Raw genomic sequence first — 15,281 nt, 5'->3', positions numbered from 1 at the left:
TTTCAACGCGCACTCCGCTTCCCCCTCATGCCATTTTCCACTTTTACTCTACGCCTTTCACATACGCCACTACTACGCCCCCTAAGGAGGAGGCAGCCTTGAACGGAATTGGCCACGCTGCGGAAGTTGATACATCAATGACCACAACAACAACGAGGCTATTACTTAATGGCATCACTACGCTATGTTATCAGACCCCTACTCTCCGCCACGCTGGCTGCCAGCGCTACCTTGCCCGCCTTCGCCTTTGAAGATGATCGGTTAACCATCTGGATGGGCGATAACAAAGGCCAGGAAGGCATTCAGCTCGTGGCCGAGCAGTTCCTCGAAGATACCGGCATTGACGTCGAAGTGGTCTTCCCAGATAACCTGACTGATCGTTTCCAACAGGCGGCGGGCAGTGGCCAGGGGCCAGATATCGTGATTTGGGCTCACGACCGCATGGGCGAGTGGGCACAAAGCGGCCTATTAAAACAGGTAGCGCCTAGTGACACTTTCCGCGCGGCGTTTTACGACTTTACCTGGGAGGCTGCCCTTTGGAATGGCGAAACCTACGGCTACCCAATTTCAGTCGAATCCCTCGGGCTCATTTACAACAAAGCACTGGTGGACACACCACCGGAGAGCTTTGCCGAGCTAATGGAACTAGACCAGACGCTTTCCCAAGAGGGCAAAAAGGCCATCCTGTTTGATTACAGCGAACCGTACTACGGCTGGACACTGCTGGCAGCCAACGGCGGCTACCCGTTCAAACAGACCGACAGCGGTTATGACGTTAGCGATATTGGTGTCAACAACGCCGGGGCCTTACAGGGAGCAGAGCTGCTGGTTGAGTTGATCGAAAGCGACGTACTGCCCCGTGGTACCGACTACAACCTGATGGATACCCGCTTTAACCAGGGCGAAGTCGCCACCATGATTAGCGGCCCTTGGGCGTGGCCTAATCTGGAGCGTAGCGGGATTGATTACGGCGTCGCGCTGCTGCCTAAGGTGGGCGGTGAACGGGCCAAACCGATGTTTGGTGTGATGACAGCAATGATCAACTCCGCCACGCCGAACGACTTTCTCGCCGTCGAGTTTTTAGAGAACTACCTGCTCAGCGAGACGGGTATGCGCACCTTTAATAACGACGGTTCGCTAGGCGCAGTAGCCCATATCAACTATCAGGCAGAGCTTGCCGACAATCCCAACATTGCTGCCACGCTGGAAAATGCGGAAGTAGGCATGCCAATGCCCAATATTCCTGAGATGGGCGCCTTTTGGGCGGCCATGGAACCGGCACTGCAAAACATCGGCAGCGGGCGCCAATCGCCTCAAGAAGCGTTGGATGCGGCGGCACGGCGCATGCGCCAGTAGCGCTATCTTTACCACCCTCTTTCTTTACCACGCTCTTTTTGTGCCTTTACTGTTCGGTGGCGCAGGCTACCGAGCAGCTTTCAGGAAGTCATCATGTATACCACCAACGCGTCTCGCGGCCTTCCCCGTCACCGCTCTCGTCACCTCTCCGAACGCTACACCCGCTGGGCCCTGCGCTGCGTGATCGGTGTTCTGGTGATTGCGCTTTTATGGCTGGTGATGGCATTTCACCTTAACGGCCAGTGGATGTTTGCGCTGCTCTTTTTAGTCCTGGGCGGCTCGTTAGCCGTTGTATTTACCAAACGCACGTTAATGAGCCATCGCTATATTTTTCCTGCCGTCGCGGGACTTGGGGTGTTTGTTATTTTCCCGCTGCTTTACACCATTGGCATTAGCTTTAGTAACTACAGCTCTAGCAACCTGCTCTCTGAAGAGCGCGTGCGCGGCCAGCTGTTAAGCCAAACTTATCAGGCGGAAGGTAAGGCGTTTGATCTAACGCTCTACCAGGAAGGTGAGCTGGTGCGACTGTATTTGCAGAGCGACGGAGAAAACGATCATGAAAACAAGGTTCAACGTTTTGTTTCCTCTCCGCTCAACCTGGCCAATCAGGAAACTCGCCAAATCGGTATTCAATCTGTCGATGCACCACCTGCTCAGGAGCCCCTGGGCATGCGTGCCATTATTCAGGCACGTGATTCGCTGCAAGGGCTTCGACTACTAACACCCGAGGGTACTGAGCTGCGTATGGCGGGATTGCGCCAGTTTGCGCCCATGGTGAACCGCTACGAAACCCGCGATGATGGCTCGCTCTATGACCGCCGCGAAGACCGCGTGCTGATACCTGATCAAACCACCGGTTTCTTTGTCGCCGACAGCGGCGAACAGATTACCCCGGGGTGGCCGGTTAACGTGGGCTTTACCAACTATACAAAGATTTTTACCGACCCGGATATTCGCGGGCCGTTTATGCAGATTTTTGTATGGACGTTTGTTTTCGCTGCGCTAACGGTGGTCTTTACCTTGGCCGTCGGTTTTGTACTGGCATCGCTGTTGCAGTGGGATCAGCTCAAAGGCAAAGCCATTTATCGCACGCTGCTGATACTGCCCTATGCCGTGCCCGCCTTTATCTCGATACTGATTTTCAAGGGCATGTTTAATCAGCACTTCGGTGAAGTGAATATGATTTTAGATACGCTGTTTGGCATTCGTCCTGAATGGTTTACTGACCCGTGGCTCGCACGTTCCATGCTGCTGATCGTCAACACCTGGCTGGGCTACCCCTATATGTTGCTGCTCTGCATGGGGTTAATCCAGGCGATACCTCAGGATCTCTACGAAGCCTCTGCAGTAGACGGCGGCGGCCCGCTGACCAACCTGTTCAAGATTACGCTGCCGCTGATTATCAAACCGCTCACACCGTTATTAATTGCTGCTTTTGCGTTTAACTTCAATAACTTTGTGCTAATTGCGCTACTCACTGGGGGCAACCCGGATATTCTTGGCGCGAGTACGCCGGCGGGCACTACCGACCTGTTAGTCAGTTACACCTATCGCATCGCTTTTCAGGATGCCGGACAAAACTTTGGGCTGGCAGCCGCTATCGCCACGCTTATTTTCTTATTGGTGGCGGGCATGTCGCTGCTTAATTTGCGCCTTTCCAAGGTTAAGGTTTAGGAGGTTTATCATGGCGATGGTTCAACCCCGCTCCATTGGCGCCCGCCGCCTGGGAGCACACTTGGCACTGATTGGCTTTGTGTCGCTGATCGTGTTTCCGCTGCTGCTGGTAATTTCAATTTCGTTCCGTGAGGGCAACTTTGCCTCAGGCAGTTTGATACCCGAGCGCTTCTCGTTAGAGCACTGGTCGCTGGCGCTGGGTATTCCCTGGGAGCGGCCAGACGGCAGTATTGTCCAGCCGCCCTTCCCAGTGCTGCTGTGGCTATGGAATTCGATCAAAGTGGCGGTGGTATCGTCGGTGTTGATTCTTATGCTGGCAACCACCAGCGCCTACGCCTTTGCCCGTATGCGCTTTAAAGGCAAAGAGCCGCTGTTGAAAGGTATGCTGATTTTCCAGATGTTCCCTGCAGTGCTTTCGCTGGTGGCGCTCTACGCGCTGTTTGATCGACTAGGAGAGTTTGTGGGCTGGTTAGGCATTAATACCCACGGCGCGTTAATTGTGGCTTCCTTGGGCGCAGTTGCCCTGCATATCTGGACAATCAAAGGCTACTTCGAATCAATCGACGGTTCGCTTGAAGAGGCCGCAATGGTCGATGGAGCCAGTACTTGGCAGGCGTTTCGCTATATTTTGCTGCCGCTTTCCATCCCCATATTGATGGTCGTCTTCATTCTGGCATTTGTGATGAGCATTATGGAGTACCCCATGGCCTCGGTGCTGCTGGTGGATGAGCACAAGCTAACCCTGGCGGTGGGCGCCCAGCAGTATCTTGCCGACCACAATCAGCGCTGGGGCAATTTTGCCGCTGCCGCCGTGCTTTCCGGCCTACCGATTACCGTAGCGTTCCTAATCTGCCAGCGCTGGATTATTGGTGGTTTAACTGCAGGCGGTGTGAAAGGCTGACCATCGACTTGTGGCTATTAACTCGCTTGGGCAGTTGACAGCTCAATTCGGCGCTATCCCCGGTAGCGTTAACTTTTTCGCTAAACCTCGACCGCTCGGCCAATAAACTCAATAGGGCCAGTAGGCAAGCCGGTGACCGAACCGGCTTCGTCTTCCAGCGTTAGCTCAAACAGCTGGTTATCTTCAAGCGGCGATAATTGATCTAAGCGTATCCTAATCGGCTGGCCTGGCTCCACTAAACCCAGCGATACCGATAGCTGGACACTCATCTGATCGTGCCAACGCCGACGGTTTCGAGCCCAGCGGTATTGCCGTCCGGCCCTGGACATCCGTAGGCATCTCAGCCAGTGCGGCATGAGTGAGGATGCTATCAGAGTGGCGGCCAGGGTAGCGCGCGCTAGATGATTAAGTGTCTTTTTCAGTCTCCTACAAGGGTTGTAATCAGCCGCCACCAATAGCGGCTGTATGGGGAATACCTGCGAGAAGACGTTTTGGATGCCCTCATTTAAAAATAATTATTGGCTAACCCCATCGACCACCACCTGCCGAGGGCAGGCATTGCCCTGCTGATCAAAAAGATGGCAGTGCTGGCCCGAGATGCCCAAAGCGACCGTTTGACCTTCGGTTAGTTGCGTTAAGCCATCCAGGCGCTGGGTTAAGGGAGTGTCGATTCCCGCTACTCGCCAATGGGCGAGGGTCTCGTAGCCCAGCTTTTCTGCCACCATCAAGCTAGCGCCTAGCGTGGCTTCGGCCTGATCGGGGGCGACAAAGTCTTCTGCTCGCAATCCCAGCGTGGCGCTCTCGCCTGAGTGAAGATGTTGGCCATTAACCGCCACCGCTAGGGTGTCGCCACTATCCAGGCGCACCACCGTTTGGCGCTCGCCGGGGTCTACTACCGTCACTGGGAAGGTATTAATCCGCGGTGAGCCGATAAACTCAGCCACTTCTAAGGTGTTGGGAAAGTGATAAAGTGACAGCGGCGCACCCACCTGGGCAATACGGCCCTTGGACAGCAGCACAATGCGGTCAGCCAGCGTCATCGCCTCCACTTGGTCATGGGTCACGTAGATCATGGTGGCGTTCAAGCGCTTATGCAGCGCGGCGATCTGCACCCGCATATCTACCCGCAGCGCGGCATCCAGGTTGGAGAGCGGTTCATCAAATAGAAACACTGCTGGTTCTTTTACCAGGGTTCGGCCAATAGCTACCCGCTGACGCTGGCCACCGGAGAGGTCTTTGGGCTTACGCTCCAACAGCTCAGTAAGGTGCAGCATCTCAGCGGCATGCTGGACGCGGCGGCGAATTTCCGCCTTGTCAGTCCGCGCCAGCTTCAGGCCAAACGCCATGTTCTCTGCCACGCTCATATGCGGGTAGAGCGCGTAAGATTGGAACACCATGCCGATATCTCGCTCCTGGGGCGGAATCTCGTTGATCCGCTGGCCATCCAGCTGCATATCCCCTTCGGTAATATCCTCCAGGCCCGCAATCATGCGCAGCAGGGTGGATTTACCGCAGCCGGAGGGCCCGACAAACACCACAAACTCGCCATCTTCGATGGTGAGATCGATATCCCGGGAGATTTCCACGCCATCAAAGGATTTACCGATGCCGCTTAGGGTTAAACGTCCCATGGCGCGTTCTCCTGGGATTGCGGGCAACGGACAATCGCCACGCCATAGGGGGGAAGGGACAGTTGAGGTAGCGTCAACGCGCCCTCCTGCCACTCACTGATAAGCCAGGTGGGGGCACCGGCGATGGCTTCAGCGCTCTCAGGTGCTGAGCGGGTAACCGTTTGGCCGCTAAAATTGAGTGCAATCAGTAAGCGCGTTTGTTGGTAGGTGCGCTCCAGGCAAAGCACCTCATCACGTACAGGGTGGTAGAGCACATCGCCTTTTACCAGGGCAGGCTGGGTGCGTCGGAAGGCTAAAAACCCACGATAGGCATTGAGCAGCGAGTCAACATCATCATCCTGCTGATCAACCGCAAGGCTTACATGGGCTTTAGGCACCGGCAGCCATGGCGTGGCACTGCTGAAGCCTGCATGGCGAGCATCCGCCTGCCATGGATGCGGGGTGCGACAGCCATCGCGACCTTTATAGGCAGGCCAGAAGGTAATACCAGCGGGATCAACCAGCTGCTCAAAGGCCAGCTCCGCTTCGGGCAGGCCTAGCTCTTCACCCTGATAAAGGCATACGCTGCCCCGCTGGCTGAGCAAAAACACCATATACAGACGCAGCTTATCCAACTGCCCTTCCGCCTGCCAGCGAGACGCCAACCGCGTGACATCGTGATTACCCAGCGCCCAGCAGGGCCAGCCATCGCCAATTCGCGCTTCCATTTCGGTCAGCGTTTGATGCAGATAACTGGGATCGGCTTTATCGGTCAGCAGGTTAAACGAGTAACACATGTGCAACCGCTTGCCGCCCTGGGAGTACTCCGCCATCACGCCCAGCGCGTCGTCATCGCCGACTTCGCCCACGCTGGTGGTGCCGGGGTACTCATCCAACAGAGCACGCAGCCGCTCCAGGAAAACGAGATTTTCCGGCTGGGTTTTGTCGTACTGGTGGAGCTGGTAACCGTAGGGGTTGTCGGGGCGTACCCCTAAAAAGCTTTCGGTGATCTCCTGACGCGGCGGGTTATCCTTTAGCTCGCCATGGGTGCAGAAGTTAACCGCATCCAGCCGGAAACCATCTACGCCGCGCTCTAGCCAGAAGCGCACTTCCCCCAGCATGGCGTCCACCACCGCTGGGGTGCGGAAGTTAAGATCCGGCTGGCTGGCCAGGAAGTTATGCAGGTAATACTGGCAGCGGCGGGTGTCCCACTGCCAGGCGCTGCCGCCAAATACCGACTGCCAGTTGGTCGGCGGTGCGCCGTCGGGTTTGGGGTCGGCCCATACGTACCAGTCAGCCTTAGAGTTATCGCGGCTTTGGCGGCTCTCTTCAAACCAGGCGTGCTGGTCGGAGGTGTGGGACATCACCTGATCAATCGTCACTTTCAATCCCCTGGCATGGGCGGCTTCCACTAGCCGGTCAAAGTCTTCCAGCGTGCCAAACATCGGATCAACATCGCGGTAGTTGCTGATGTCGTAGCCAAAGTCTTTCATGGGCGAGGTAAAAAACGGCGAAAGCCAAATCCCATCGACGTTCAATGAGGCGATATAGTCGAGCTTCTCGATCACCCCTTTCAAATCGCCAATGCCATCGCCGTTGCTATCCATAAAGCTACGCGGATAAATTTGGTAAATCACCACTCCACGCCACCAGTCGGCCCCTTGGCTGCCCACATAGAGGGAAGTTGAAGGTGTCTGCATCATTGTTTTGTCCTTGCCATCGTTTTTGCTGGTTACTTGGCATGATGCAGGGTTGCTCACAAGATAAAATCCTCCCCCCAGGGTGACTCTGGGCGTAGGCGTTAGGAGTAGCCCGCCTGTCTACTTATTCCCCCTGAATATGCGCCAGCAACTGCCCGGCCAGGGCGATCGCTTCATCCCGGCGGCGAATATTCTGCTTTTGGTAGAGACTGCGGATATGGGTTTTGATGGTGGTGGGCGCCACCGAGAGCTGCTCGGCGATCTGCTCATTGGAAAGACCGGCATGAATCAGCCCCAGGATTTGCCACTCACGGCGAGTCAGCGGCGATGTGCGGATTAGCTCGGGCACATCCGGCCTTGCGACGATATCGGCGATCACCGTTTCATCCAGCATTAAGCGCCGGGCACTGCCAAAGTCCTTTTGTTGGCCAGCAAGCGTTAGCAGCCGATCTGCTCTTGCCTGCTCTAAAGCAGCCAGCGTGCCGTTAGCGATTAATCTGACAAGCAGTTCGCGAAGGGGTTTGCCTAGGCGTAAAAAGCTGCCGACCAGCGCGGTGCGAGAAGCTAAGCCAAGCGCCTTCTGCATGTGTTGGCTGGCTTGCTCAAACAGGCCTTGATGCCAAGCCACCGCCGCCAGACAGAGCTGGTTGCGGTTGGCATCAGTCACCAGCCCCAAGCGCTGGGTATGCGCTTCAAGAGCTTCCAATAGCGTGTGGGCTGCGTCGTAGTCGCCCAGCAGCGTAAGCGCCCGGGCGTGGTTACGCACATTGCACTGGGAAAAGTGGTTGGTGGCACTGTCGATGAGCGGCGCCGGGGCTTCCTGACGCCAGCGTACTACGGCATCCATATCATGGGTCGAGTGCCACCAGGCCAGTAGCGTAGCGTGGGCGTTCGCCACCCAGTCGATGTGGTAATCCCCTTCGGCAAGAATTTTACGCAACCGACGGATATGGTCGGCGCACTGAGCCTGGTCGCCACGGCTTTGGGCAACTTTTGCCAGTTGAATATGGCACTGCAGCGTCCAGCGTTCACCCTGATTATCCAGCACGGCGATACCTTTCAAGGCCGCCTGCTCAGCTTCATCCAAGCGGTGCCACTCCCACAGCACCTGGCTGCGAATACGGTAGAGAAACTCTGCCACGGGCAGATGCTCAAGCTCAGCTCGCTCCAAGTGGGCAAAAGCACGCTCTTGAATATCGTAGGCTGCCTGAAGACGCCCTTGGGCAACCAGCACTTCGGATTGATGACAAAACGACCATAGCAGCAGTTGGTGGTCTTCACGCTGGCGGGACTGATGCTCTACTTCGCGAACTCGCTGCAGCGACTCGTCTAAATACCCCTGCACAAAGCGCGCCTCACTCAATATGGCGGTGGCGGTGAGCGGCGTTGAGGCTAAATAGCGGGCAGGCACGGCCAGCGCCTGTTCCGCCAGCGGCGCGGCGCGCTCGGCATTGCCCTGGTTAATCGCCAACTGTGCGCGCAGGGTGGCAAATTCAGCGCTAAGCCGTTGCCACTCTGGCGTATTTAGCTGCGCTTCAATCCAGCCAATCACCCGGGCGGTAATATCAAACTGAAACTGAGCATGGGAGACCCAGCCATACAGCAGTGCAAGCTCTGGGCTGGTGGTGAGTCGTGGCTCACCAAGCAGAGCAAAGCCTTTGGCCAACAGTGCGTAGGCACCGCTTGCCAATAGGGCTGGCCCTTCTGCGGTCAGTAGACTGGCCACGTCTTCAGGGGCTTCGGCGAGAATTGCCTGGCGCAGCGCCATCACCGGATCGTTCAAGGCTAGCCACGCTTGGCTGGCACGCCGGTGGAGCGTTCGCTGGGTGGCAAGGCTTAGCTCATGACGGCGGTGGCGTAGATACTCACCAAACAGCCGTTGGAAGCGGTACCACTGGGCGTGAGGATCAGGCCGTTCAATAAATAACCCCGCCTGCTCAAAGGCCTCCAAGCGCTGGGTTAAACGTTCACCGTCTAATAGACGCGCCATTAATTCAGGAGAAAAACGCTCCAGCACCCCCAGTTGCAACATTAGCTCGCGCTCTTCCAAAGGCAGAGCTGCAGAGAGCAGTTCGTCAAACCAGGCGACAAAGTCGGGGTGAGCGCCACTTAACCGATCAACCAGGGCGTCGAAGCCTGCCCGTGTGGTGGTGCGCTCTACCAGCCAGCTCATCGCCATTGCCCAGCCACCGCTTCTGCGTAGCGCGCGCTCCAGGCTTACTCGTGTGGGTGGAAAGCTGAGCTGCTCTGCGCACAGGGTTTGCGCCTCTTCGCTATCAAAGGCCAGGGCGCTGAGGTCGATCTCTTCAAGCTCGCCTCTTAGTCGCAGGCTTGCCAACCCCAGAGCTGGTCGCGAACGGCTAGCCAGGGTCAAGGTTAGCCAGGGTGGCTGATGGCGTAGCCAGTGGGCCAGCCCGGCTAAAATATCGGGATGCGTGAGATGTTCAAATTCATCCACCACCAACCGGCACGGGGTTCGCTGCTCTGGTAACTCGCCAAGCCAGCGCTCTAACTGCTCAACGCAGTCGGCCTCTTCGGCCACCGGTGACAGCGGCGCTTTTTCATCCAACAGCGAGTTGAGCGCTGCCTGCCAATAGGCTAAAAATCGCGCAGGCTGATCATCTCGCTGATCCAGACGTAGCCAAGCGGCTTCCTGCTCCAGCGCCGGCAGCCGCTCGGCCAGCAGCGTGGTTTTGCCATACCCCGAAGGGGCCTGCACCATCAGTAAGCGAACATGTTCATTTAAACCAAAATGGTCATTTAGGCGCGGCCTGGCTACCACACCAAGCGGCAGTAACGGTGCTTTTAGTTTCTCTTGCAGAAGTGGCATCAGCTCTCCCCTGGGTAGCCCTGCTCTCCGTTCACCAATGCTGTTAAAGCCCTACAAAAAAGCCCGCGACGTATCGCGGGCAAAGTGCATTGGAGAAGAAACAGTTAAATCAAGCAACTCGCATCGGTTAGAACCACACTTCGGTCTGAACACCGAAGGTCCACTGGCCGCCGGTAAAGCCTTCGTTGCCCAGTGAGCTGGCACCGTAGTTGTTGAGGTCGCCATCCCAGTCGCTGAAAGTAGTGAATAGACGAATCTCAGGGCGCTGCCAGAAGCCACCAACTTCCGGCTTGAAGGTAGGCGCAATAGTGAACTTGCTGAAGCCACCATCCACGGCGTTACGACCACTGTATCCCTGGGGATCGAGATCCATCCACTGATAGCCAGCTTCGTACTGCATTTCAAAGTTCTGCGTTAGCTCGTTGGCTAAGCGTACGTTAAGCCCTGCCCAGTTGTACTTATCGCCCTGGACATAACGGTCTTCGCTGGTTTCAGCCAGAATAGAAGGGGCAACGCGCCACTGCGGGGCAATATAAGTAGTGCCGTAGAGCGCTAGACGCGTGGAGGTTGCATCATCGGTTAGATCACCCCGTGAACCAATACTTTTGGTCTCGGCGCCCAAACCCTGACCATGCAGCACGGCAGCTTTGAAATTACCCTCGCCCATTCCGAAGAAACTGTCGCCGTGATAAGCAATCATGGTATGGAAACCGGTATCGGCCGCGGTCTGGCCAACATCAATATCGCGCTCGTCGTTATCTGCAGCGGACATACCGTTGACCATCCACTGCCAGTTACCGAAGTAGTTGTTAGAGGTCAGAATCAGGTTGTCAGTGTCGCCCTCTAGGCCAGGGTTTTCACTATCGACGATTGGGTAGTCGGAAAAGCTGCGGCCATAAATCGACAGGTTGGATTTCCAGTTGTCGGCCAACTGCATGTCGTAGATACCGCCACCGGTACCCGCTAGGAAGACCACGTCGCTGTCGAGCCAATGGATATCAAAGTTATCGCGGTCAAAACGCTTACCGGCCCAGATCGAGGCATTTTCAAAGGCGCCGGTAAAACTGGGAAGATCGCTGAATTCAGCAAATACCTGACGTACGTTAAGATCCGACTCACCGCCGGTCCAGTCATTGCTGGAGGTCGTGCCGTCAGCAATCATGGTGCGGTAAAGCGCTTTGGCGCCGTTATCAAACTGCATGCGGTAGTTGAAAATTGCTTCGGCGTAGGTGTCCGGCTCATTACCTAAACGGCCCACGGCGCCGCCCTCTCCACCCGCGGGTGTCAGGTAAGGGCCAGCATTTTCGCTTTTACCATCTTCACCAATCAGCAAACCTGAGCGAGCGTAAACGTTAAACGAGAACCCCTCTTCGCCATCAGCATAGCGCTCCACTCGCGCCAGGCGCTCTTCAATCTCCGCGTCGCTCTCTGTAGCCACGGCGGTCGACTGTGATCGCTCGGCAATCTCGGCACGGCGCTCGGCGGCTTCAGCGCGCTGTTCCGCTGCTTCAATGCGGGCTTCCAGTTCGGCAAAGCGTTGTTCCATGGTCATCTGTGCCGAAGCAACTCCGCTAATCCCTAAGCTGGCGGCGGCAATAGCAATCGCTAACGGCTTCTTGAATGTCATTTTATGCATTGTTTTGAGTACCCTATTGTTATTGATAAGCGGCTGTTTTAACGCAGCTATCTTTAAAAGCTTATGACTAAATCGATTAAGATCATATCGATAACACTTCCCTTGCACATTTCGCCCAGCGGGGGTAGCGGCGGTCATTAGACGCCACGGTGCTTAAGGAAAGATAGCCAGAACTTAATCGATTAAGTCACTTATTGCCAACGGCTAGTTGCTAATTAGCGACTAATGTCTAAAGAACTATTTTGTTTAGTGAAAACTGAATAATGCCGTTAGACAAAAGTCGCTATTGAACTTTTTCAGCCGAAGCGGCTAACTGAGCGGCATTATCTTAATCGATTAAGATAAAAGTTAAGAGAGCGATCGAGCGCACTTAAGCTAGCTGTTTAGCGCTGTTTTTGATGCAACATCGTCCACAACAATAAACGTCGAGGTACGCCGTTATGAAAAAGACTTTAATCACTACCGCTATCGCCGTGGCCAGCACGCTGAGCGCGACAAGCCAGGCCCAGGCTGAAGAACTGACTATTTCTTGCGGTGCGGTAGGCGCGGAGCTAACGCTTTGCCAGGAGGGCGTCGCCGCCTGGGAGGAGAAAACCGGCCATAGCGTCGACGTGGTGTCAACGCCCAACTCCTCCACCGAACGCCTTTCACTTTATCAGCAGATCCTTTCGGCTAACTCCAGCGATATCGATGTGATGCAGATCGACGTGGTGTGGCCAGGCCTACTCGCCAACCACCTGCTGGATCTACGCGAGGTGCTTGGCGATGATGCTGCCGCCGGGCACTTTGACACCATCGTGACCAATAACACCATCGACGGCCGACTAGTCGCCATGCCGTGGTTCACCGATGCGGGCGTGCTCTACTACCGCGAAGACTTGCTGGAAAAGTATGGCCATGAAGTGCCAAAGACCTGGCAAGAACTCACCGAAATTGCCCGCGAGATTAAAGACGCCGAACGCGCCGAGGGCAAAGAGGGTATGCAGGGCTATGTCTTCCAGGGGCGCGCTTACGAAGGTTTGACCGTTAATGCGCTTGAGTGGGTGGCCAGCTTTGGCGGCGGAAACATCGTGGAAACTGATGGCGAGATTAGCATTAACAACGAACACGCTGCCGAGGCACTTGATCTTGCCGCCTCCTGGATTGGCGACATCTCGCCCAACGGCGTACTCAATTACACCGAAGAGGAAGCGCGCGGCGTTTTCCAAAGTGGCGGCGCGGTATTTATGCGCAACTGGCCCTACGCCTGGGCGCTGGCGCAAAGCGAAGACAGTGACGTTCGCGGCAAAGTAGGTGTAACTCAACTCCCCGCAGGTGGTGAAAATGGCCATAGCGCCGCTGGCCTGGGCGGCTGGAACCTAGCCGTGTCGCGTTACAGCGAACACCCGGAACTAGCCGCTGATTTGGTCGCCTTTTTGACAGGTGAAGAGGAGCAGAAGCGTCGCGCCATTCAAGCCTCTTACAACCCCACTATCGATGCGCTCTACCAAGACGACGAAGTACTCGAAGCGGTGCCCTTCTTTGGCACGCTTTACGAAACTTTTGTTAACGCTGTTGCACGGCCCTCCGCGCCCACCGGCGATGCCTATGGCCGGGTCAGCAACGCCTTCTTCAGCACCACCCATGATGTGCTTTCCGGTACTAAAGATGGCACCCAAGCGGTCGCTGACCTTGAAGACGAATTGGCTCGCCTGAAGCGTCGCAACTGGTAACCCTGGAGCCCCTCCATGTCGACCTCCATCAAGCATGATGACGCGCCCACCGGGGCGCGTTCTTTCACTACCAAGCAGCGCCGAGGCACTAAGGTTCGCCGTCAGCGGGTGAAAGCAGCCTGGTTGTTTTTAGCCCCAATGCTGATTGCATTAACCCTGGTCGCTGGTTGGCCGCTGGTGCGCACCTTTTTTCTCAGCTTCACCGATGCATCACTGTCAGACTTAGGCGCCGCCAATCTGATTGGCTTTGAGAATTACCTCGTCTATGACGATGGCCGCTGGTACGGGGTACTGGCCGACTCGGTGTGGTGGCAGTCGGTATGGAACACCGTTTACTTCTCGGTGGTGTCGGTATCCCTGGAAGTGGTATTCGGGGTGATTGTCGCGCTGATCTTGAACGCCGAGTTTAAGGGCCGCGTAATCGTTCGCGCTGCGGTACTGATTCCCTGGGCAATCCCCACCATCGTTTCCGCGCAAATGTGGGCGTGGATGCTCAACGACCAGTTCGGCATTATCAATTATATGCTGATGGGTCTTGGGGTGATTGACGCTCCCATCGCATGGACCGCTAACGCCACCTACTCCATGTGGGCGGTGATTATGGTCGATGTATGGAAAACCATCCCCTTCGTGGCGTTGCTGGTGCTTGCTGCCCTGCAAATGCTGCCCAAGGATTGCTACGAGGCCGCTGAAGTAGACGGCATCCACCCGATTCGAGTGTTCTTCAAGGTCACCCTGCCGTTAATTACCCCGGCGCTCATGGTAGCGGTGATTTTCCGCTTGCTCGACGCGCTGCGCGTGTTCGACGTGATCTACGTACTGACCTCTAATTCCACCAGCACCATGTCGATGTCGGTATACGCCCGCCAGCAGCTGGTCGAATTCCAGGATGTCGGTTACGGCAGCGCTGCCTCTACCCTGCTGTTCTTAATTATTGCATTGGCCACCGTGGCTTATCTCTACGTTGGGCGTAAACAAATCCAATTGGGAGGTGACTAATGAACACGCGTCAGTTGGCCAAAGTAGCCAAGCGCGTCGGGTTTTGGGCGCTGATTGTGCTGATCATGGTGTACGCCGTTTTCCCGTTCTACTACGCGGTGGTCACCTCATTAAAACCGTCGAGCGACCTTTTCCGGGTTGAGCTGTGGCCGTCGAACTGGAACTTCGATAACTACATCAGCGTCTTCACCCAGACCAGCTTTCTGCGCGCTATTTTCAACTCCATCATCGTGGCGGTTAGCGTGGTGTTCATCGCTCTACTGCTCGGCATTACCGCGTCATACGCCCTGGGCCGCGTGCGCTTTCGCGGCCGCTCAACGGTGCTGTTGGTGATTCTGGGCGTTTCGATGTTCCCCCAGGTGGCGGTGCTCTCAGGGCTGTTTGAGGTGATCCGTGCACTCAATCTCTACAACAACCCTGCCGGGCTGATTCTCAGCTACACCATCTTCACCCTGCCCTTCACCGTCTGGGTGTTGACCACTTTTATGAAGCAACTACCCATGGAGCTGGAAGAGGCCGCCATCATGGACGGCGCCACGCCCTGGGTAACGATCACAAAAGTGTTTCTGCCGCTTATGTGGCCCGCCATGGCGACCACAGGATTGCTGGCATTTATCGCCGCTTGGAACGAGTTTCTGTTTGCCCTCACCTTCACACTCACCGACACCCAGCGCACGGTACCCGTCGCCATCGCGCTGCTGTCAGGCGGCAGCGCCTACGAACTGCCCTGGGGGCCGATTATGGCCGCTTCTGTGGTGGTCACGGTGCCGCTGGTCGTATTAGTGATTATCTTCCAGCGCCGCATTGTGTCAGGCCTCACCGCCGGTGCCGTTAAAGGCTAAGGATTTTTTATGTCAACAATG

The 15,281-nt window shown here is 56.0% G+C and carries 11 protein-coding genes; 6 read left to right on the top strand and 5 right to left on the bottom strand.

Going from position 1 to position 15,281, the window contains the following annotated elements; all coding sequences use genetic code 11:
• The first annotated feature begins 168 nt into the window (after positions 1-168).
• The 3 genes from malE (at position 169) to malG (ending at position 3,931) form a co-directional block, all read left to right on the top strand.
• Positions 169-1,356 (top strand): maltose/maltodextrin ABC transporter substrate-binding protein MalE, encoded by a 1,188-nt coding sequence (malE, locus tag QT231_RS10135; protein ID WP_308336777.1) that lies wholly within the window; start codon positions 169-171, stop codon positions 1,354-1,356.
• 93 nt (positions 1,357-1,449) lie between these two features.
• On the top strand, positions 1,450-3,030 hold the full coding sequence (malF, locus tag QT231_RS10130) for a maltose ABC transporter permease MalF (RefSeq protein WP_308336776.1): 1,581 nt from the start codon (positions 1,450-1,452) through the stop codon (positions 3,028-3,030).
• 10 nt (positions 3,031-3,040) lie between these two features.
• Positions 3,041-3,931 (top strand): maltose ABC transporter permease MalG, encoded by an 891-nt coding sequence (gene malG / locus QT231_RS10125; RefSeq protein ID WP_308336775.1) that lies wholly within the window; start codon positions 3,041-3,043, stop codon positions 3,929-3,931.
• Positions 3,932-4,011: 80 nt separating this feature from the next.
• Here the strand turns inward: malG and QT231_RS10120 are convergent, their stop codons facing one another.
• The 5 genes from QT231_RS10120 to QT231_RS10100 form a co-directional block, all read right to left on the bottom strand.
• The gene (locus tag QT231_RS10120) at positions 4,012-4,200 is read right to left on the bottom strand and encodes a hypothetical protein (protein WP_308336774.1); all 189 of its coding nucleotides are present in this window, start codon (positions 4,198-4,200) and stop codon (positions 4,012-4,014) included.
• 246 nt (positions 4,201-4,446) lie between these two features.
• The gene (gene ugpC, locus QT231_RS10115; RefSeq protein WP_308336773.1) at positions 4,447-5,562 is read right to left on the bottom strand and encodes a sn-glycerol-3-phosphate ABC transporter ATP-binding protein UgpC; all 1,116 of its coding nucleotides are present in this window, start codon (positions 5,560-5,562) and stop codon (positions 4,447-4,449) included.
• Complete coding sequence (locus QT231_RS10110) at positions 5,550-7,244, bottom strand: alpha glucosidase (protein WP_308336772.1); 1,695 nt, start codon at positions 7,242-7,244, stop codon at positions 5,550-5,552. Before QT231_RS10110 ends, ugpC begins: the two co-directional genes overlap by 13 nt.
• Before the next feature lie 121 nt (positions 7,245-7,365).
• The gene (malT, locus tag QT231_RS10105) at positions 7,366-10,071 is read right to left on the bottom strand and encodes an HTH-type transcriptional regulator MalT (protein WP_308336771.1); all 2,706 of its coding nucleotides are present in this window, start codon (positions 10,069-10,071) and stop codon (positions 7,366-7,368) included.
• 127 nt (positions 10,072-10,198) lie between these two features.
• On the bottom strand, positions 10,199-11,707 hold the full coding sequence (locus tag QT231_RS10100; RefSeq protein ID WP_308336770.1) for a carbohydrate porin: 1,509 nt from the start codon (positions 11,705-11,707) through the stop codon (positions 10,199-10,201).
• Positions 11,708-12,147: 440 nt separating this feature from the next.
• Between QT231_RS10100 and QT231_RS10095 the strand changes: the two genes are divergently transcribed.
• Genes QT231_RS10095 through QT231_RS10085 form a run of 3 tightly spaced genes read left to right on the top strand, consistent with a single transcriptional unit; the run spans position 12,148 to position 15,260 of the window.
• Entirely contained in the window at positions 12,148-13,419 is a 1,272-nt protein-coding gene (locus QT231_RS10095) for an ABC transporter substrate-binding protein (protein WP_308336769.1), read from the top strand.
• 15 nt (positions 13,420-13,434) lie between these two features.
• Positions 13,435-14,418: a sugar ABC transporter permease gene (locus tag QT231_RS10090; RefSeq protein ID WP_308336768.1), complete on the top strand. Its 984-nt coding sequence runs from the start codon at positions 13,435-13,437 to the stop codon at positions 14,416-14,418.
• Complete coding sequence (locus tag QT231_RS10085; protein ID WP_064233275.1) at positions 14,418-15,260, top strand: carbohydrate ABC transporter permease; 843 nt, start codon at positions 14,418-14,420, stop codon at positions 15,258-15,260. Before QT231_RS10090 ends, QT231_RS10085 begins: the two co-directional genes overlap by 1 nt.
• Positions 15,261-15,281: the final 21 nt, after the last annotated feature.

The organism is Halomonas sp. SpR1 (assembly GCF_031010175.1).
GTDB lineage: Bacteria > Pseudomonadota > Gammaproteobacteria > Pseudomonadales > Halomonadaceae > Vreelandella.
Note: the sequence above shows the minus strand (reverse complement) of the source record. Positions and strands in the feature narration are given on the sequence as shown.

Bases quoted from the DNA above. Each gene is read 5' to 3' on its own strand.
- malT (WP_308336771.1), bottom strand. From the start codon at position 10,071: ATGCCACTTCTGCAAGAGAAACTAAAAGCACCGTTACTGCCGCTTGGT.
- QT231_RS10095 (WP_308336769.1), top strand. From the start codon at position 12,148: ATGAAAAAGACTTTAATCACTACCGCTATCGCCGTGGCCAGCACGCTG.
- ugpC (WP_308336773.1), bottom strand. From the start codon at position 5,562: ATGGGACGTTTAACCCTAAGCGGCATCGGTAAATCCTTTGATGGCGTG.
- QT231_RS10100 (WP_308336770.1), bottom strand. From the start codon at position 11,707: ATGCATAAAATGACATTCAAGAAGCCGTTAGCGATTGCTATTGCCGCC.
- QT231_RS10085 (WP_064233275.1), top strand. From the start codon at position 14,418: ATGAACACGCGTCAGTTGGCCAAAGTAGCCAAGCGCGTCGGGTTTTGG.
- malE (WP_308336777.1), top strand. From the start codon at position 169: ATGGCATCACTACGCTATGTTATCAGACCCCTACTCTCCGCCACGCTG.
- malG (WP_308336775.1), top strand. From the start codon at position 3,041: ATGGCGATGGTTCAACCCCGCTCCATTGGCGCCCGCCGCCTGGGAGCA.
- malF (WP_308336776.1), top strand. From the start codon at position 1,450: ATGTATACCACCAACGCGTCTCGCGGCCTTCCCCGTCACCGCTCTCGT.
- QT231_RS10110 (WP_308336772.1), bottom strand. From the start codon at position 7,244: ATGATGCAGACACCTTCAACTTCCCTCTATGTGGGCAGCCAAGGGGCC.
- QT231_RS10120 (WP_308336774.1), bottom strand. From the start codon at position 4,200: ATGAGTGTCCAGCTATCGGTATCGCTGGGTTTAGTGGAGCCAGGCCAG.
- QT231_RS10090 (WP_308336768.1), top strand. From the start codon at position 13,435: ATGTCGACCTCCATCAAGCATGATGACGCGCCCACCGGGGCGCGTTCT.